Raw genomic sequence first — 17784 nt, forward strand, 5'->3', positions numbered from 1 at the left:
CTGTGCACGGACATGCCAGGAGAAGCGGGTTCGACGAGAGCCCGGGATCTGCTCCAGAGGGCTGCATGCGCTACGAGACCTGGCGGCAGGAGCACGGCTCGTTGACCCGTGGCTGGTGGCGGGCGTGGGTCGTGTCGCTGTCCGTACTGATCATCATTTTGACCAGCGTGGTGGACCTGGCGACGCCGCGGGAGCTGACCGCGTTCGGGCTGGTCATCGTGGTCGGGCCGGTGCTGGCGGCGGCCGCGGCCCGGCCGTGGGCGGTCGTTGCGGTCGGGGCGTTCGGCATGGCCATGGCGTGGGCCACCTCGACCTGGCAGGGACTGGGCGGCACCGCGTACCAGGAGGTGCGCCTGTGGGTGATCGGCGGGATGACCGCGCTCAGCGCCGGGGTCGCCTACAGCCAGCGGGCGCTGGAACGCCGCGCCAACCGCTCAGCCGAGGACGAGTCGATGCTCGCCGCGGTGGTCGAATCCTGCGGTGACGCGGTCATCGCCGCGGACCTGGACGGCCTGATCGTGTCCTGGAATCAGGGCGCCGAACGGACATACGGCTACAGCGCCGCGGAGATGATCGGCAGGAACGTCGTGACGGTCCTGCCTCCGGGATCAGCGGCCCGGCTGCCGCATGTCATCGCGGAGATCCGCCAGGGCGGCGGGCTCTCGAATTTCCGGACCCAGCGCGTGCACCGTGACGGCCACCTCTTCGACGTGTCGACCAGCGTCTCGCCGATCCGCGACCGGCGCGGCACCGTGGTCGGCCTGGCCGCGATCGCCCGCGACATCAGTGCTCAGAAACAGGCCGAGGAACAACGCCAACAAATCCTCGAACGCTCCGCCCGCGCCGAACGCCTCGAAAGCCTCGGCCAACTCGCCGGCGGCATCGCCCACGACTTCAACAACCTGCTCGCCATCAACCTCAACTACCTCGAATTCGCCCTCGAACAAACCACCGACCCCGACACCCACAACGACCTCACCCGCGCCAAAGCCAGCGCCGAACGCGCCCGCGACCTCACCCGCCAACTCCTCGTCTTCGCCCGCAAACAACCCACCACCGCCCAAACCATCGACCTCAACACCATCATCACCGACACCCGCACCCTCCTCGACCGCACCATCGGCACACACATCGAACTCATCACCCACCTCCACCCCCACCCCCTCCCCATCCGCGCCGACCGCAGCCGCATCGAACAAGTACTGCTCAACCTCGTCATCAACGCCCGCGACGCCATGCCCGACGGCGGCCTCATCGTCATCGACACCTGCCCCCGCGACCTCGTCTCCACCGAACCCTCGTCACCTCCCACCACCGGCACCCCGCAACCGTTGCTGCCCGCAGGCGACTACGCCCAGCTCAGCATCACCGACACCGGCACCGGCATGCCCGAAGACGTCGCCACCCACGTCTTCGAACCCTTCTTCACCACCAAAACCAAACACCACGGCACCGGCCTCGGCCTCGCCACCGTCTACGGCATCATCACCGAGACCAACGGCACCATCACCCTCACCACCCAACCCGGCGTCGGCACCACCTTCCGCATCCTGGTGCCCCTCAGCACCACGGACACCTCATCGGCTCCCACGGCGGATCCACAGAAGACACCGCCGTGCGATCCGGCGGTCCGGCCGGACCGGGCCGAGGCGTGACAACCGCGACGCGGGACACGTACAGCCGGGCGGCCGGCATCGCGCGCTCGCCCGGCTCCGGGGGAATCGGCGAGTGCGAGGGACCGCAGCCCCCCGCGTGCCATCCTGAGCACGGGTATCTCAGGAGAAACGCATGCGGTACGAGGACTGGCGGCGCGATCATGGCTCGCTCACCCATGGCTGGTGGCGGGCCGGGGTGCTGTCGTTCTCCGTACTGATCATCATTTTGACCAGCGTGGTGGACCTGGCGACGCCGCGGGAGCTGACCGCGTTCGGGCTGGTCATCGCGGTCGGGCCGGTCGTGGCGGTGGCATCGGCACGACCATGGGCGGTTCTCGCCGTCGGCGCGTTCGCGATGGCCATGGCGTGGGCCACCTCGACCTGGCAGGGACTGGGCGGCACCGCGTACCAGGAGGTGCGCCTGTGGGTGATCGGCGGGATGACCGCGCTCAGCGCCGGAGTCGCCTACAGCCAGAACGCGCTGGAACGCCGCGCCAACCGGGGGGCGCAGTACGAGTCGGCCCTGGCCGCACTCGTGTATTCGTCGCAGGACGCGATCGTCGCGCTGGACATGGACCTGACGATCGTGTCCTGGAACCCCAGCGCCGAGCGGATGTTCGGCTACACGGCGGAGGAGATGATCGGTAGCGACGTCCGGGACGTACTGGCGCCCGAACGCAATGCGGTCCTACCCGAGATCCTGGAAGAACTCCGTCAGGGCGGCCGGATCTCGCACTTCCAGACCCGGCGGCGGTGCAAGGACGGCACCTATCTCGACGTGTCGACCAGCGTCTCGCCGATCCGCGACCAGCACGGCACCGTGGTCGGGGTGGGTGCGATCGACCGCGACATCAGTGCTCAGAAACAGGCCGAGGAACAACGCCAACAAATCCTCGAACGCTCCGCCCGCGCCGAACGCCTCGAAAGCCTCGGCCAACTCGCCGGCGGCATCGCCCACGACTTCAACAACCTGCTCGCCATCAACCTCAACTACCTCGAATTCGCCCTCGAACGAACCACCGACCCCGACACCCACAACGACCTCACCCGCGCCAAAGCCAGCGCCGAACGCGCCCGCGACCTCACCCGCCAACTCCTCGTCTTCGCCCGCAAACAACCCACCACCGCCCAAACCATCGACCTCAACACCATCATCACCGACACCCGCACCCTCCTCGACCGCACCATCGGCACCCACATCGAACTCATCACCCACCTCCACCCCCACCCACTCCCCATCCGCGCCGACCGCAGCCGCATCGAACAAGTACTGCTCAACCTCGTCATCAACGCCCGCGACGCCATGCCCGACGGCGGCATGATCATCATCGAAGACCGGCCCGAAACCGGCACCCCCCAACCACCGCTACCCGCAGGCGACTACGCCCAGCTCAACATCACCGACACCGGCACCGGCATGCCCGAAGACGTCGCCACCCACGTCTTCGAACCCTTCTTCACCACCAAAACCAAACACCACGGCACCGGCCTCGGCCTCGCCACCGTCTACGGCATCATCACCGAAGCCCACGGCACCATCACCCTCACCACCCAACCCGGCGTCGGCACCACCTTCCGCATCCTCCTACCACTGACCACCGAGGACGCCCCCACCACCGTCACCGCGCCGGCCGATCTCCCGCTCCGCTGACGACCCTCCCGTCATTCACCGCGGACGAACTGCTCCACGCCGTGCACGGGCGCACGCCCGGCACCCCGGACCGGCAAGCACCGATCCGGGGTGTACCGGGTGATGAATCCGATGACGGGACCCGGGCCGGGTCCTTTCCATGCGTCGTGGTCGAAGACGTCCTCGTCCGGCCGGCGCGGCACTCCGGCAGATCGCCGCTTTGGGGGGCTCAGGCCGCCACGACCGGCCGGAGACCGCACGGCGTCATCACTCAGTGAATCTGCGGTCGACATCACTGTCAGCAACCAAGCTGAAGCAAATCAGCCACCAACGAGAGCATTTGTCCTTCAACGTCCTGGTCCGAGCGATCCTCTTGGTGACAGACGCCCCGTCCGAACGGCCAATTCAACTACGCAAGGCTTCCAACTCGGACTTATCATCACGTAGCGTGATTTCACCCAAGTCGACCACCGGTCCTCCGGTGATCGACACACCCGGACCCCACCACAGCGCCACCCGCACCGCGGCACCCACCACCCCGGGCACTGGGCGCACCGTCCCGCTCGCAAGGAAGGCCCCCCGCTGATGAATCTGCCCAAGAAGCGCGTCGCCATCGCCGTCTCGGCGTCCGTTCTCATGCTGGCCGCGGGCGGCACCGCCGCCGCAGCCGCCGCGAACGCGCAGGCCACCGCGTCGAACGTGATCTACGCCTGCAGCAACAAGAAGACCGGCGCGATGCGGCTCATCAACTACGCCGGCGGGAAGCGCTGCAGCTCGACGGAGACCCTGATCTCCTGGAACAAGATCGGCCCCCAGGGCGTGGCCGGGCCGCGGGGCCTGCAGGGCCTCCAGGGCGTCCCCGGCATCCAGGGCCTCACCGGTGCCACGGGGGCGACCGGTGCGGCCGGGGCGGCCGGCTCCGAAGGGCCCGCCGGGCTGTCCGCGTTCGCGCTGTGGCTGCAGAACGGTCACAGCGGCACGGTCGAGCAGTTCCTCGCCTCGCTGGTCGGCGAGCGCGGTGCCGACGGGCTCTCCGCGTACCAGCTCTGGCTGGCCAACGGCCACACCGGCGAGGTCGACGACTTCCTCGCCTCACTGGTCGGGCCGCAGGGCGAGCAGGGATTCGACGGCGCGTCCGCGTACGACCTGTGGGCGCAGACGCACGACGGCGACCTCGACGACTTCCTGCTGTCACTGGTGGGCGAGCGTGGCGAGACCGGCGCCGCGGGCGAGCAGGGCCAGACCGGCGCCGCCGGGGAATCGGCGTACGACGCCTGGCATTCCCTGCCCGGCAACGGAGAAGGCTCGGTGACCGACTTCCTCGCCACGCTCGTGGGTGCGCAGGGCGCGGTCGGCCCGCAGGGCCCGGCCGGACCGCAGGGTGAGGCCGGCGCTGCCGGACCGCAGGGTGAGACCGGCGCTGCCGGACCGCAGGGTGAGACCGGCGCCATGGGCCCGCAGGGTGCTCCCGGCCCGCAAGGTGAAACCGGCGCCGTAGGCCCGCAGGGTGCCGCAGGCGCTGCCGGCCCGCAGGGTGAGTCCGGCGCTCAGGGCGTTGCGGGCCCGGCCGGTCCGGCGGGCCCGAAGGGTGACACCGGGGCGACCGGCCCGGCGGGCCCGAAGGGTGACACCGGCGCCACCGGCCCGGCCGGCCCGAAGGGCGACACCGGCGCCACCGGCCCGAAGGGTGACACCGGCGCGGCAGGGCTGAGCGGCCTCGTTCAGGTCAGCGCGACGGACAACAACAGTACGGTCACCGCAACCTGCACCGGCGGCCGGAAGGTCCTCGGTGGCGGCGGGGTCGTCTCCGCCAGCTCGACGATCATCGCGAGCAACCCGTCGGCGGACAACACGGCGTGGATCGTCAAGCGGTCCGGCTCCGGCAGCGTCACCGCGTACGCCATGTGCGCGTTCGTGAACTGACCCGATTCTGCGCAGACAAACGATGCGGTACCGGCTGCACGGCCGGTACCGCATCGTCGTGTCCGTGAGTCGGCTACGGCGTCACCGGGTCGGTCATGACCCGGTTGCGGCCGGTGCGCTTGGCGACGTACAGATTCCGGTCGGCTGCCGCCAGCAGCGCCGAAGGGCTGCTCTGGCCGTTGGCGACCGTGGTGACGCCGATGCTGGCGGTCACCGCCAGCGTCCCCGTCGTCGGCTCCCAGTCGTGGGTGGCGATGGCGCGGCGCAGCTGTTCGCAACGCCGGTTCGCCTCGTCGGTGTCGGTGTCCGGGAAGACCAGCACGAACTCCTCACCGCCGAGGCGCCCGGCCACCGCGGACCCGCTCGCCGCGTCGGCGAGCAGGCCGGCGATCTGGATGAGCACCGCGTCGCCGGTGGCGTGCGACAGCGTGTCGTTGACCCGCTTGAAATGGTCGAGATCGACCAGCGCGGCCGATATCCGGGTGCCGGCGCGGGCGGCGTCCTCGATGAGGATGGCCAGCCGCTCGTCGATGTAGCGCCGGTTGTACAGGCCGGTGAGCGGGTCGCGCTCCGCCATCTCCCGGAATCGGACGCTGTCGCGGCGCGCTTCCTCGTTCTCGAACATCGCCTGCATGGCGCGGGCGCGGGCCTCACGCTGGGCCGACTGCAGCGACTGCGTCGCGGCATAGAAGCGCTCGAATTCCTCGTACGCCTCGCGGAAGCGGCCGGTGGCCGCGTACAGCTGGGACTGTGCGTGGCGTACGTGGGCCCGCCCGGCAACCACGCCGCGGGTGTCGCAGAACTGGGCGGCACGATCGAGGGTGGCCTGCGCGGCGGGGAAATCGCCGCGCAGCCGCTGGGCCTCGGCCGCGGTCAGCAGCGTGGTGGCCAGCATCATCCCCTCACTGATCAGGTATTCGGCCTCGCCCTGCAGGATCGGGCGCAGCACCGCCTCCGCCTCGGCGTAGCGTCCGTTCGCCATCTCGATGCGGGCGATGGTGTCGAGGATGTGCGCGCCGAGGGTGAGCTCGTGGCGGGCACTGACCGACCGGATCTCGACGAGCAGCGCCTGCACGCGTTCGTCGTCGCCGTCCTCGTACGCCGTGTAGGCAAGGTTGTTGAGGATCTGGAGCACCATCTCGTGGTCGCCGGCGGCCCTGGCGATGTCGCGGGCCTGCTCGGCCCGGCGCCGCGACTCCTGCGGCGAGCCGTTCTCATGCAGCATGATCGCCAGGAACTGCAGGTGCCGGGCGCGGATACGCTCCGGCATGTCCGGCTCGGTGTACGCCACCGCCTGCACCGCGTGCGACAGCGCGTCGGCCTGGTCACCGACGTGCCGGAAGAACGCCGCCAGCAGCACGTGGCTGCGGGACAGCACCGCGGTGTCGCCGTGTTCCGTGGCCCAGGCGTTGACCTGCTGGGCGATGCGGCCGGACTCGGCGGCGTCGCCGTCGCGGCGCAGCACGTCGGCGCGGATCAGCCGGGCCCGCATCTGCAGGTCCGGGCGGTGCAGGGTGACCGCGAGCTGCTCGGCGTACTCGGCTGCCGGGCCGGTGGTCCGGATCTCCTCGATCCGGACCATCTCGAGCGCGTGCAGCGCCGCGGCGAGCCGCTCATCGGCCTGCGGCGCGCCCGGCGACACCCCGGTGAAGAGGTCGGCGTAGCGGCTTGCCGGCACCGCCGGACCGGCCTCCTCGGCGATCAACGTCTTGTCCACGGCGACAGACGGTAGGACGACCGCGTTGCCCGAAGTCGCCCGATAGCGGTGCAGTCCGGGTGCGCGCGGTGCACCCGCCGCGCCGCCAGTTGCCAAACTTTTGCAACAGCGAAGATCGCCTAATATGCTGAGCCCCGCCGGGAGGCTTCTCCACCCCCACCAGTCCGGGAGGCGGCATGGACACGCAGGCGATGCACATCGCCAACGGGATCGTGGACGGCCCGACCTCCGGCATCTTCGCGGTCGTCGCCGTGGTGGCGCTCGCCTACTGCGTCCGGCGCGGCCGCGCCGACCTGGACGAGCGCCTCGCCCCGATGGCGGGGCTGGTCGCGGCGTTCATCTTCGCGGTGCAGATGCTCAACTTCCAGGTGCTGCCCGGGGTCTCCGGCCACCTGCTCGGCGGCACCCTGGCGGTCATCCTGGTCGGGCCGTGGGTCGGCGCCCTGTGCGTGTCGACCGTGCTCATCGTGCAGTGCCTGCTGTTCGCGGACGGCGGCCTGACCGCCCTCGGGCTGAACATCACCAACATGGCGCTGATCGGGACGGCCGCCGGATACCTCCTGGTCGTGGCGTTGCTGAAGGTTCTGCCGAAGACCCCGGCCGGCCTCGCCGCCACCGCCGCCGTCGCCTCGGTCGTCAGCGTCGTCGCCGCCTCGCAGGGCTTCGTCCTGGAGTACGCACTCGGCGGCACCACCCAGGTGCCCCTGCCCGTGGTCTCCGGCACCATGGCCGGCGTCCACGTGCTCATCGGCATCGGCGAGGGCCTGATCGCCGCCACGACGGTGGCCACGGTCGCCCGGATCCGGCCCGACCTGGTGTACGCGCTGCGTCGCTTCCGCACCCCCGTACAGGCGCCTCGGACGAGTGAGCCCACCCGAAAGGCCGGCACCCCGTGAGCAAGCGACTCGGCTGGTTCCTCGCCGGCGGCCTGCTGGTCGCCCTGCTGCTCGCCGGGGTGGTGAGCAACTTCGCCTCGTCCAGCCCGGACGGCCTGGACGCCACCGCCCTGCGCGGCTGCACGGTCGACGCGGCGGGCCGGATCACCGGCGGCACCTGCATGGCCCAGCGGGAACAGAGCCACCAGGCGGCCGGCAGCCCGCTCGCCGGGTACGGCATCCGCGGCGTCGGGAACACGTACCTGTCCACCGGCCTGTCCGGGGCGGCCGGGGTACTGGTCACGTTCGCGCTCGGCGGCGGCCTGTTCTGGCTGGCCCGGCGCCGCCGGCAGGACGCCTGATGGGGGCGGGCCACGCCCACCCGCTGCACCTGCAGCGCGAGAGCCCGGTCCACCGGATGGCACCCGAAACCAAGATCGTCGCAACCCTGGCGTTCACCATCGTCGTGGTGGTGACCCCGCGGGCGGAGTTCGCCGCATTCGCCGGGTACGCGCTGCTGCTGGCCGCCGTGGCGGCCACCGCCCGGGTCCCCGCGCCGTGGTTGCTGAAACGCGCGACGATCGAGCTGCCGTTCATTCTGCTCGCGGTCGCCCTGCCGTTCGCCGGGCACGGGGAACGCATCCATTGGCTCGGGATGTCGCTGTCCGTCGACGGCCTCTACGGGGCGTGGAACATCGTCGCCAAGGGCACCCTCGGCGTACTCGCCTCCCTGCTGCTGGCCGCGACCACCACGATGCGTGACCTGATCCTCGGGCTGGACCGGCTCCGATGCCCGGAGGTCTTCACCCTGATCGCCACGTTCATGCTGCGGTACCTGGACGTGCTCACCGAGGACGCCCGCCGCATGCGCATCGCCCGGCTCTCCCGCGGCTACGATCCGCGTTTCCTCTGGCAGGTCAAGGCGTTCGCGGTCGGCGTCGGGTCACTGTTCCTGCGCGCGTACGAGCGCGGCGAGCGGGTCTATCTCGCCATGGTGTCGCGCGGATACACGGGGCGTCTCCCCCGCCCCGGCGACGACCGCGCGCCCCGCGCCCACTGGATCGCCGCCGCGCTACTGCCGGTCGCCTCGACCGGCATCGCCCTGACGGCGGTGCTGTCGTGACCGCATCGCTGCACGTCGACGGGCTGCACTTCACGTACCCGGACGGCAACGTCGCGCTGCGCGGAGTCGACCTCACGGTAGGGCAGGGCGAGCGGGTCGCTCTGCTCGGCCCGAACGGCGCCGGCAAGACCACCCTGGTGCTGCACCTCAACGGCATCCTGCACGGCGGAGCGGGCACCGTCACCGTCACCGGGCTGGCGGTCGACGCCGCGGACCGGTCACGCCTCGCGGACGTCCGGCGCCGGGTCGGCATCGTCTTCCAGGACCCCGACGATCAGCTGTTCATGCCCACGGTCGCCGAGGACGTCGCGTTCGGCCCGGCCAACCTCGGCCTGCGCGGCGACGAGCTGACCGAGCGTGTCGAGCAGGCGCTCACCTCGGTCGGCATGGCGGCGTACCGCGACCGGGCCCCGCACCACCTGTCCTTCGGGCAGCGCCGCAGGGTCGCCGTGGCCACCGTGCTCGCGATGCGGCCCGACGTGCTGGTGCTCGACGAACCTTCGTCCAACCTGGACCCGGCCAGCCGGCGCGAGCTCGCCGAGATCCTCGAAGGCCTGCCGATCACCATCCTGATGGTGACCCACGACCTGCCGTACGCGTTGCAGCTCTGCGACCGCTCCGTCATCCTCGACGACGGCCGGATCGCCGCGGACGGGCCCACCGAGGACCTGCTGACCGATCCGGCGCTGTTGCACCGGCATCGGCTGGAGCTGCCGTTCGGGTTCGACCCGGCGCAGGCCGCCGCACAGTTGCGCGCGCGGCCCACGCCCGACGGCCGGGTCCCCCGCGCCCGCGTGTCCTGACCGCGTGGGCCCGGCTCATCCGGCGATCTCGGCGAGGAATGCATTGCCGTGCCGACGGTGGCGTACCCGTGCGGGGTGCGGGATTCACCCGGTATGGACCGCGACGTAGCCTGCCGCGAAGACGACGGCGACGACGAGTCCGATCAGCCCGGCCTGCGCCCCCAGTCCGCTCGCCGATCGTGCGCTGCCGCTCTGACGGGCGACCCAGACCGCGGCCGCCAGCAGGGCGATCGGCGTCATGAACAGGACCCCGGCCAGCGCGATCCACGGAATGAGCCCGTTCCATCCGTCCCGCGCGGGGAACGCGACGCAGAGCGCGCCCCCCGCGGCGGTCAACGGGACGACGATCCACGCCGCGGCGACCGCAAGAGCACGCCCCTGGCTGACCATGCGGGTCAATGTACGGAGAGGGCACAAGGCCGTCGGTCACCAGGTGTCGTGGTGCCAGACAGCGTCGACGGGTTCGCGGGCGGCGGGCCGGAACGTCGTGCCGGTGTAGTAGGCGGTCGGCAGCAGCGCGCCCTGGTGCACCCCGTCGGGGATGCCGAGGATCCGCGCGACCTCGTCCTCCTGACCGAGGTGCAGGGTGGTCCACGCGGTGGCGAGGCCGCGGGTCCGCGCGGCCAGGCAGTAGCTCCAGGCCGCGGGCAACAACGAACCCCACAGCCCGGCCTGGTTGCCGTCCGGCACGGGCCTTCCGGTACGCAGGCACGGGATCACCAGTACGGGCACACGGCCCATGTGCTCGCCGAGCCACATCACGCTGTCGCCGACGCGCTGCTGCACCTGGGACCGCTCGGGGCGGTCGGCGAACATCCGGCCGGCGAACCGGGCCGATTCGGCGTACCGGGCGACCTGCTGGCGGTAGATCTCGCCGACGGCGGCGCGCTTGTCCGGGTCGGTGACGACCATGAAGTGCCAGGACTGTTCGTTGGAACCGGAGGGCGCCTGCAAGGCGATCTCCACACATTCCCGCACCAGTGCGAGCGGGACGGGGCGGGACAGGTCGAGACGCTTGCGCACGGTGCGGGTGGTCGTGAGCAACTCGTCCGGGGTCAGAGGCAACGTCATGACCCGATCATGACATTGCCTCCCGGCCGTCGATGGCGACGAGTTCGATCTCGAACCCGTCCGCGTCCTCCAGGTAGGCGGCGTACTGGTGGGCGCCGCCGGCGTGGGGGTGGCGGTCGGCGAACATCAGCCGCCAGCCGTGCCGGGGCGCCTCGGCCACCAGCGCGTCGACGCGGTCGCGATCCCGGACGTGGAAGGCCAGGTGGTTGAGGCCGGGCCGGCGCCGTTCGTGGCCCCCGGGCAGCAGGTCGGGAGACTGCTCGACGACCAGGTAGGTGTCACCGAGGCGCCAGCTGCGCCCGGCGGACCAGCCCTGGAACTCGGTGTATCCCAGGGCGCCCAGCAGCCAGCCCCAGCCGGTGACCGCGCGGTCCAGGTCGGGCACCCACAACTCGACGTGGTGCAGCGCACCGGGCACGGGCGAGGTCACGGCACCGAAGCGTACGCGGTCGGACCGCCGCGGCAACCGGACGGCAACCCGGCGGAACGCTCGTGTGAGCGTGTGCCTGCCGATCGGTACCGGAGAAAGACGCTGCGCCGGGGAGCCGGGCAGCGGTTCCCCGGTGCGGACGAGACGGAGTGCGTTCCCCCATGACCCGTGTGTCACCCCACCGCCGGGTGGCGCTGGCTGCGCTGCTGGCCGCCGGGCTGGCGGCCGGTGTCACCGGCTGCGCGGCCCCGGTCGCCGCGACCGCGCTGCGGAATTCGCTGGCGGCCGGCACACTGCCGGGCGGCCCGGTGGCGGCTGACGCACCACCGGGTGGGCCGGTGGCGGGCTCATCCCCGGCCGCGGCCGATGCGACGCCGCTGCGGATCATGCCGCTGGGTGACTCGATCACGTTCGGCATCGGCTCGGCAACCCTGGACTCGTACCGCAGGGATCTGCGGCAGCGTCTGGCGACCGCGGGGCTGAGCGTGGACTTCGTCGGTTCGAAAGCCTCCGGCACCGGCGACGACCGCGAGAACGAGGGCCACCCGGGCTGGACGATCGGCCAGATCGCCGCGCAGGCCGATCAATGGCTCGCCGCCTACCGCCCGGACGTCGTGCTCCTGCAGATCGGCACCAACGACATGGTCCGCAGAGTCGACGTGCCCGGGGCACCCGCGCGGCTGTCGGCGCTGATCGACCAGATCCGGGCCGCCCGCCCCGGCGCGCAGGTCTTCGTGGCCAGGATCCCGTCGGCGAAGATCGCCGGCTACCAGCAACGGATCAGCGCGTTCAACGCGGCCGTCCCGGGTGTCGTGGCGCGCAAGGGCCCTCGGGTGCACCTGGTCGACCAGTCCTCCATCGGCGGTATCGACCTGCGCGACAGCGTGCACCCCCACGACTTCGGCTACGCCAAGATGGCCTACAACTGGTACCGGGCGATGGCGAAGGTCTACGCCACGACGGCCTGGCCGCAGGGCGTGAACCCGTACCTGGCCACCCGGGCGTACCGGTGTGCGCTGCGGGTCGTGCACTCCTCGCACGGCCCGGCCAACCGTGTCGAGTGCGCCTGGACCTACCTGCGCGCGGTGCGTTCCACAGTGGGCGGCAAGACCACCACGAAGCGCGTCTGGCAGGTACGCCGCTCAGTCCTCGAGAAACACCGGGTCGTCGTGGTGCCCGCGCACGACGGGTACCGGATCAGACGCGTGAAGGTCCACGGCCGGTACGTCACCAGGAGGGTGAAGGTCCACGTGGCCGCGACGTACGCGACCAGGACCCGGCGCGTCCTGCGATGGGTCGCCTACTGATTCCCCCGATCCCTTCGTCAGGAGCCCGCGTGATGAGGTACCGCATCGCCGCAGCGAGCCGCCGTGCCCGGTCGGCCGCCGGTGCGCTGTGCGCGGCGGTGGCGGTCGTCGCCCTGGCGGCGCCCACGACCGCGGCCCCGGCCGCGCCCCCGCGCGGCGCGGCCACCTGCCCGACGACGCTCAGCGTGGTGGCACACCAGGACGACGACATCCTGTTCATCAACCCGGACCTGCAGGGCGACATCAGATCCGGACGCTGCATCGTGGCCATGTTCCTCACCGCGGGCGACGCCGGTCGGCCGACCGCGTACTGGCGCGGGCGCGAGGCCGGCGCGATGGCGGCGTACGCCACGATGGCGGGCCGGCCGAATCGGTGGGTCAGCAAGCCGGTCACGCTGGCGGGGCACCCGGTCACCCGGGTCACGCTCGTCGGCCGCCGGATCTCCCTGCTGTTCCTGCGTCTGCCCGACGGCCACGGGTACGCGAACCACGACTGGGAGACGATCGCGCAGCTGTGGAAGGGCAGCATCCCGGCGGTCCACAGCATCGACTCGGGCGTCGCGTACAGCCGCGACGGGCTGGTGGACACGGTCGGCGACGCGATGCGGGTGTGGCGGCCGGACGTGGTCCGGACGCTCGACTACACCGTGGGCTACGGACCCGGTGACCACGGCGACCACCAGTCCGCCGCCTACGTCACGTACGCCGCGCACCAGGCGTACGCCACCGCACACCGGCTCTACGCCTACCGCGGCTATCGCGTCTCCGACCAGCCGGAGAACCTGTCCCTGGCCGCCGCGAGGGCGAAGATGGGGGTCTTCCTCGCGTACGCGCAGCACGACGCGACGGTCTGCAAGACGCCGCGGGCGTGCCGGAAGAGGGCGTACTGGGGGTGGTTCTACCGCCGCTACCGGACGGCCGATCCGCCGTCCGCCGATGCGCTGCCACCGCCGCCCGCGGTCACCACCGCGCTGCCGCGGGCGTCGTAGCGGGGCGTCACACTCCCTGCAGGTGGAAGATCTCCGCCACGCCGCAGATCCCGAGTGCGCGGCGGACACAGTCGTGCGCCGCGCAGATCTCCAGCCCGGTGCCGAGCCGCTCGGCGGCGTCGTGGCAGGCGAGCAGCGCCCGGACCCCGGCCGCGTCGAGGAACGTCACGCCACCCATGTCCAGCACGAGGCGGCCGCCCCGGTGGTGGTCCAGCAGATCGACCACGACGCGTTGCATCTCCGCCTGGGTGTCCGTGTCGACCTCACCGGTCACGGTCACGGTCGCCGCGGAGCTCGATTCCTCCTGCGCCTGCACCACCAGTTGCGGGGTGTGGCTGGTGGTGCCGAACGTGCGCATGTCGATCCTTTACTCCAGGGATCCAACCTGACACGGTACGCCGGAACCCGGCGCCGGCCCGGCCGAATGCGCAGGCGCACCCGAGCCTGATCCGTACCGTCCGGTCAGGCGGCCATGGCGGCCGGCGCGGCGGAGGCGAGGCGCAGTGCCCACTGCATCCGCGCCGCGGCGGTCTCGGGGTGCTCGCCGTACTCGACGGCCACGACGGCAGCGCAACCCCGCGTCCCGCCGTTGGTGAGCAGGCTGGACCGGATCGCGGCGACCACCCCGGCACGACCGGGGTGCTCGGACGGCTGCAGACGGCTGGCGAAAAGGGCGGCGGCCTGGTCGGTGAGACTCATCGTGATCACGTTCCTCGGGGAACCGTTCCGATGGTTGATGGGCTGACCGGTTCAGACTGCGCCCGCGGGCGGGGGCGGCACATCCGTAGAAACCCTTATCCCGGCCCCGAGATGCGCGCGGCTGTCCGGTGTCTGACGGCACTTCTGTGACCGGTGGTGCGCGAGGCGACTCGGGAGTCGCGTGCCGCGGGTACGTCATTCGCCGCAGCAGGGGTCACAGCGTGGCCAGCACCTCCTGCTCGACCAGGTCGAAGATCTCGGCGTCGGTCTCCTGCTGCCAGGCGGGCAGATCATCCCAGTCCGCGATCTGGCCCGGGGCGGGCGCCGGGAAGTGCCGGTGGATCTGCGCGATCCAGCACAGTGCGACGAAGCGGCCGCGCTGGATGCGGCTCAGCTTCGCCGTGTTCCCGTCACTGGCGAGCACGAACTCGCGGATCTGCCCGAAGACCGCGGCGGAGCTGTGTTTCTCCCACTCCGGCGTGTCCTCCCACTCGGCGACGGCGGAACTGCCCGGCTCACCGGGATGGTATTTCTGGACGCCCTCGATCCACGCTTCCCGGAATATCTTTCCAGCCTCGACCGAATTCATTGGGGCATCGTATCTCCCGGGCCGGTCCGCCGACGGTCCGCAATGCCGACATGTCGTCCAGCAGCCACGTACCCAGCGCATTCGTCGGTGCGCGGGTACGCGGCTGCACGGTCGGCACCGTTCCACAATGCACCCGGAATTGCGCCGGTATGCATTGTGGAACCACTTTCCCGGCCCCGGAGCTGCAATTCCGGTCAGGCGCCGACGTACGTGGCGAGGTGCTCACCGGTAAGGGTCGAACGGGACGCGACGAGGTCGGCGGGTGTGCCCTCGTAGACGATCCGGCCGCCGTCGTGGCCGGCACCCGGGCCGAGGTCGATGATCCAGTCGGCGTGCGCCATGACCGCCTGGTGGTGCTCGATGACGATCACCGACTTGCCGGAGTCGACCAGCCGGTCGAGCAGGCCGAGCAACTGCGCGACGTCGGCCAGGTGCAGACCGGTGGTCGGTTCGTCGAGCACGTACACCGTGCCCTTCTCGGCCATCTGGGCGGCCAGCTTCAGCCGCTGCCGCTCACCACCGGACAGGGTGGTCAGCGGCTGTCCCAGGCTGAGGTAGCCCAGGCCCACGTCGGCGAGCCGGTCGAGGATCTTGTGGGCCGCCGGTACGCGCGCGTCGCCGTCGCCGAAGAACTGCTCGGCCTCGGTGACCGGCATCGCCAGCACCTCGCTGATGTCCTTGCCGCCGAGGTGGTAGTCGAGCACCGCCGCCTGGAACCGCTTGCCCTCGCATTCCTCGCAGACGCTGGCGACACCGGCCATCATCGCCAGGTCGGTGTAGATGACCCCGGCGCCGTTGCACGTCGGGCACGCGCCCTCCGAGTTGGCGCTGAACAGGGCCGGCTTCACGTTGTTGACCTTCGCGAACGCCTTGCGGATCGGTTCGAGCAGCCCGGTGTAGGTCGCCGGGTTGCTGCGCCGGGAACCGCGGATCGCGCCCTGGTCGATCACCACCACGCCGTCGCGCCCGGCGATCGAGCCGTGGATCAGTGAGCTCTTGCCGGAGCCCGCGACGCCGGTCACCACGCACAGCACACCGAGCGGGATGTCGACGTTCACGTTGCGCAGGTTGTGCGTGGCGGCGCGGCGGACCTGCAGAGCTGCGGTGGACGACCGTACGGTGTCCTTGAGCTTCGCCCGGTCGTCGAGGTGGCGGCCGGTCATGGTGTCGGCGCGCCGCAGTCCCTCGACCGTGCCCTCGAAGACCACCTGGCCGCCCGCCCCGCCCGCGCCGGGGCCGAGGTCGACGACGTGGTCGGCGATCGCGATCGCCTCCGGTTTGTGCTCGACCACCAGTACGGTGTTGCCCTTGTCGCGCAGCTGCAGCAGCAGCCCGTTCATCCGCTGGATGTCGTGCGGGTGCAGGCCGATCGTCGGCTCGTCGAAGACGTACGTGACGTCGGTCAGCGACGAGCCGAGGTGGCGGATCATCTTGGTGCGCTGGGCCTCCCCGCCGGACAGCGTGCCGGAGGGGCGGTCGAGCGACAGGTATCCGAGCCCGATCTCGGCGAACGAGTCCAGCAGGTGCTGCAGTCCGGTCAGCAGCGGGGCCACCGACGGCGCGTTGAGGCCGCGGACCCACTCGGCCAGGTCGCTGATCTGCATCGCGCAGACGTCGGCGATGTTCTTTCCCTTGATCTTGGATGACCGGGCGAGCTCGCTGAGCCGGGTGCCGTTGCAGTCGGGGCAGGTCTGGAACGTCACCGCCCGCTCCACGAACGCGCGGATGTGCGGCTGCATCGCGTCGACGTCCTTGGACAGCATCGACTTCTGGATCTTCGGGATCAGGCCCTCGTAGGTCAGGTTGATCCCGTCGACCTTGATCTTGGTGGGTTCCTTGTAGAGCAGCGCGTGCAGCTCTTTCTTGGTGTACTTGCCGATCGGCTTGTCCGGGTCGACGAAGCCGCTGCCGCGATAGATCCGGCCGTACCAGCCGTCCATGCTGTAGCCGGGGATCGACAGCGCGCCCTCGTTGAGCGACAGCGTCTCGTCGTACAGTGCGGACAGGTCGAAGTCGTTGATCGAGCCCATGCCCTCGCAGCGCGCGCACATGCCGCCGGTGATGCTGAAGCTGCGCCGTTCCTTCGTGGTGCTGCCGCCGCGCTCGATGGTGACCGCGCCCGCCCCCGAGATCGACGCGACGTTGAACGAGAACGCCTGCGACGACCCGATGTACGGCTTGCCGAGCCGGCTGAACAGGATGCGCAGCATCGCGTTGGCGTCGGTGGCGGTGCCGACCGTGGAACGGGGGTTGGCGCCCATCCGCTCCTGGTCGACGATGATCGCGGTGGTCAGTCCCTCCAGGACGTCGACGTCGGGCCGGCCCAGCGTCGGCATGAAGCCCTGCACGAACGCGCTGTACGTCTCGTTGATCAGCCGCTGCGACTCCGCGGCGATCGTGCCGAACACCAGCGAGCTCTTGCCCGAGCCGGACACGCCGGTGAACGCGGTGAGCCGGCGTTTCGGCAGCTCGACGTTGACGTCCTTGAGGTTGTTGACCCGCGCGCCGTGCACGCGGATCAGATCGTGACTGTCGGCCCGGTGCACCGGTTTTGCCATCAGCGCAGCTCCTGGAGGCGGATCAGGTTACCGGCGGGATCGCGCACGGCGCAGTCACGGATCCCGTACGGCTGCTCGGTCGGTTCCTGGACCACCTCGGCGTCGCGGGCCTGCAGCCGCTCGAACGCGCCGTCGAGGTCCTTGGTGGCCAGCAACAGCGTGGCGTACGTGCCCTTGGCCATCATCTCGGTGATCGTGCGGCGCTCGTCGTCGGTGATGCCCGGGTCGACCGCCGGCGGGTGCAGGACGATCGACGTCTGGGGCTGGCCGGGCGGGCCGACCGTGATCCAGCGCATCCCCTCGTAGCCGACGTCCTTGCGGACCTCGAAACCGAGGGTGTCGCGGTAGAAGGTCAGGGCGGCGTCGGGGTCGTCCTGCGGCAGGAAGCTCGCGTGAATCGTGATGTCCATGCCCG

Annotated in this window: 18 protein-coding genes; 9 read left to right on the forward strand and 9 right to left on the reverse strand. The window is 70.8% G+C overall.

The annotated features are described in order from the left end of the window. The first annotated feature begins 65 nt into the window (after window positions 1-65). From ACMCNK_RS05325 to ACMCNK_RS05335, 3 genes are all read left to right on the forward strand, one after another. On the forward strand, window positions 66-1655 hold the full coding sequence (locus ACMCNK_RS05325; protein WP_412735276.1) for a two-component system sensor histidine kinase NtrB: 1590 nt from the start codon (window positions 66-68) through the stop codon (window positions 1653-1655). A gap of 133 nt (window positions 1656-1788) precedes the next feature. Next, window positions 1789-3306, forward strand: a complete 1518-nt coding sequence (locus ACMCNK_RS05330; RefSeq protein ID WP_412735277.1) for a PAS domain S-box protein — start codon at window positions 1789-1791, stop codon at window positions 3304-3306. Between the two features lie 564 nt (window positions 3307-3870). Then, the gene (locus ACMCNK_RS05335) at window positions 3871-5208 is read left to right on the forward strand and encodes a hypothetical protein (RefSeq protein ID WP_412735278.1); all 1338 of its coding nucleotides are present in this window, start codon (window positions 3871-3873) and stop codon (window positions 5206-5208) included. A gap of 73 nt (window positions 5209-5281) precedes the next feature. Here ACMCNK_RS05335 and ACMCNK_RS05340 read toward each other — a convergent pair whose 3' ends face one another. Then, on the reverse strand, window positions 5282-6925 hold the full coding sequence (locus ACMCNK_RS05340) for a diguanylate cyclase (protein ID WP_412735279.1): 1644 nt from the start codon (window positions 6923-6925) through the stop codon (window positions 5282-5284). Window positions 6926-7101: 176 nt separating this feature from the next. Here ACMCNK_RS05340 and ACMCNK_RS05345 point away from each other — a divergent pair, with 176 nt between their 5' ends. The 4 genes from ACMCNK_RS05345 to ACMCNK_RS05360 are packed head-to-tail and all read left to right on the forward strand — an operon-like array spanning window position 7102 to window position 9726. Then, a complete protein-coding gene (locus tag ACMCNK_RS05345) occupies window positions 7102-7821 on the forward strand; it encodes an energy-coupling factor ABC transporter permease (RefSeq protein ID WP_412735280.1) in 720 nt (239 codons plus the stop codon). Continuing rightward, window positions 7818-8162, forward strand: coding sequence for a PDGLE domain-containing protein (locus ACMCNK_RS05350; RefSeq protein ID WP_412735281.1), 345 nt, complete (start codon window positions 7818-7820; stop codon window positions 8160-8162). Before ACMCNK_RS05345 ends, ACMCNK_RS05350 begins: the two co-directional genes overlap by 4 nt. After that, on the forward strand, window positions 8162-8923 hold the full coding sequence (gene cbiQ, locus ACMCNK_RS05355) for a cobalt ECF transporter T component CbiQ (RefSeq protein ID WP_412735282.1): 762 nt from the start codon (window positions 8162-8164) through the stop codon (window positions 8921-8923). Before ACMCNK_RS05350 ends, cbiQ begins: the two co-directional genes overlap by 1 nt. After that, on the forward strand, window positions 8920-9726 hold the full coding sequence (locus tag ACMCNK_RS05360; protein WP_412735283.1) for an energy-coupling factor ABC transporter ATP-binding protein: 807 nt from the start codon (window positions 8920-8922) through the stop codon (window positions 9724-9726). The genes cbiQ and ACMCNK_RS05360 overlap by 4 nt, the downstream gene beginning before the upstream one ends. A gap of 84 nt (window positions 9727-9810) precedes the next feature. Here ACMCNK_RS05360 and ACMCNK_RS05365 read toward each other — a convergent pair whose 3' ends face one another. The 3 genes from ACMCNK_RS05365 to ACMCNK_RS05375 are packed head-to-tail and all read right to left on the reverse strand — an operon-like array spanning window position 9811 to window position 11227. Further along, window positions 9811-10116 carry a hypothetical protein gene (locus tag ACMCNK_RS05365; RefSeq protein WP_412735284.1) on the reverse strand — a complete coding sequence of 102 codons (306 nt, stop codon included), beginning with the start codon at window positions 10114-10116 and terminating at the stop codon, window positions 9811-9813. Between the two features lie 36 nt (window positions 10117-10152). Further along, window positions 10153-10797 carry a nitroreductase family protein gene (locus ACMCNK_RS05370; protein WP_412735285.1) on the reverse strand — a complete coding sequence of 215 codons (645 nt, stop codon included), beginning with the start codon at window positions 10795-10797 and terminating at the stop codon, window positions 10153-10155. A 7-nt stretch (window positions 10798-10804) separates the two neighbouring features. Further along, window positions 10805-11227: a VOC family protein gene (locus ACMCNK_RS05375; RefSeq protein ID WP_412735286.1), complete on the reverse strand. Its 423-nt coding sequence runs from the start codon at window positions 11225-11227 to the stop codon at window positions 10805-10807. Between the two features lie 161 nt (window positions 11228-11388). Here ACMCNK_RS05375 and ACMCNK_RS05380 point away from each other — a divergent pair, with 161 nt between their 5' ends. Further along, complete coding sequence (locus tag ACMCNK_RS05380) at window positions 11389-12534, forward strand: SGNH/GDSL hydrolase family protein (RefSeq protein WP_412735287.1); 1146 nt, start codon at window positions 11389-11391, stop codon at window positions 12532-12534. 32 nt (window positions 12535-12566) lie between these two features. After that, complete coding sequence (locus ACMCNK_RS05385; RefSeq protein ID WP_412735288.1) at window positions 12567-13523, forward strand: PIG-L family deacetylase; 957 nt, start codon at window positions 12567-12569, stop codon at window positions 13521-13523. A 7-nt stretch (window positions 13524-13530) separates the two neighbouring features. Here ACMCNK_RS05385 and ACMCNK_RS05390 read toward each other — a convergent pair whose 3' ends face one another. The 5 genes from ACMCNK_RS05390 to ACMCNK_RS05410 form a co-directional block, all read right to left on the reverse strand. Continuing rightward, window positions 13531-13881: an STAS domain-containing protein gene (locus ACMCNK_RS05390; RefSeq protein WP_412735289.1), complete on the reverse strand. Its 351-nt coding sequence runs from the start codon at window positions 13879-13881 to the stop codon at window positions 13531-13533. A gap of 104 nt (window positions 13882-13985) precedes the next feature. Next, window positions 13986-14222 (reverse strand): hypothetical protein, encoded by a 237-nt coding sequence (locus ACMCNK_RS05395; RefSeq protein WP_412735290.1) that lies wholly within the window; start codon window positions 14220-14222, stop codon window positions 13986-13988. A 214-nt stretch (window positions 14223-14436) separates the two neighbouring features. Beyond that, entirely contained in the window at window positions 14437-14811 is a 375-nt protein-coding gene (locus tag ACMCNK_RS05400; RefSeq protein ID WP_412735291.1) for a hypothetical protein, read from the reverse strand. Between the two features lie 194 nt (window positions 14812-15005). Next, window positions 15006-17369, reverse strand: a complete 2364-nt coding sequence (locus tag ACMCNK_RS05405; RefSeq protein WP_412735292.1) for an ATP-binding cassette domain-containing protein — start codon at window positions 17367-17369, stop codon at window positions 15006-15008. Next, window positions 17369-17779, reverse strand: coding sequence for a VOC family protein (locus ACMCNK_RS05410; RefSeq protein ID WP_412735293.1), 411 nt, complete (start codon window positions 17777-17779; stop codon window positions 17369-17371). The genes ACMCNK_RS05405 and ACMCNK_RS05410 overlap by 1 nt, the downstream gene beginning before the upstream one ends. Window positions 17780-17784 lie beyond the last annotated feature (5 nt).

This window comes from Krasilnikovia sp. MM14-A1259 (genome assembly GCF_047159535.1).
Lineage (GTDB): Bacteria > Actinomycetota > Actinomycetes > Mycobacteriales > Micromonosporaceae > Actinoplanes.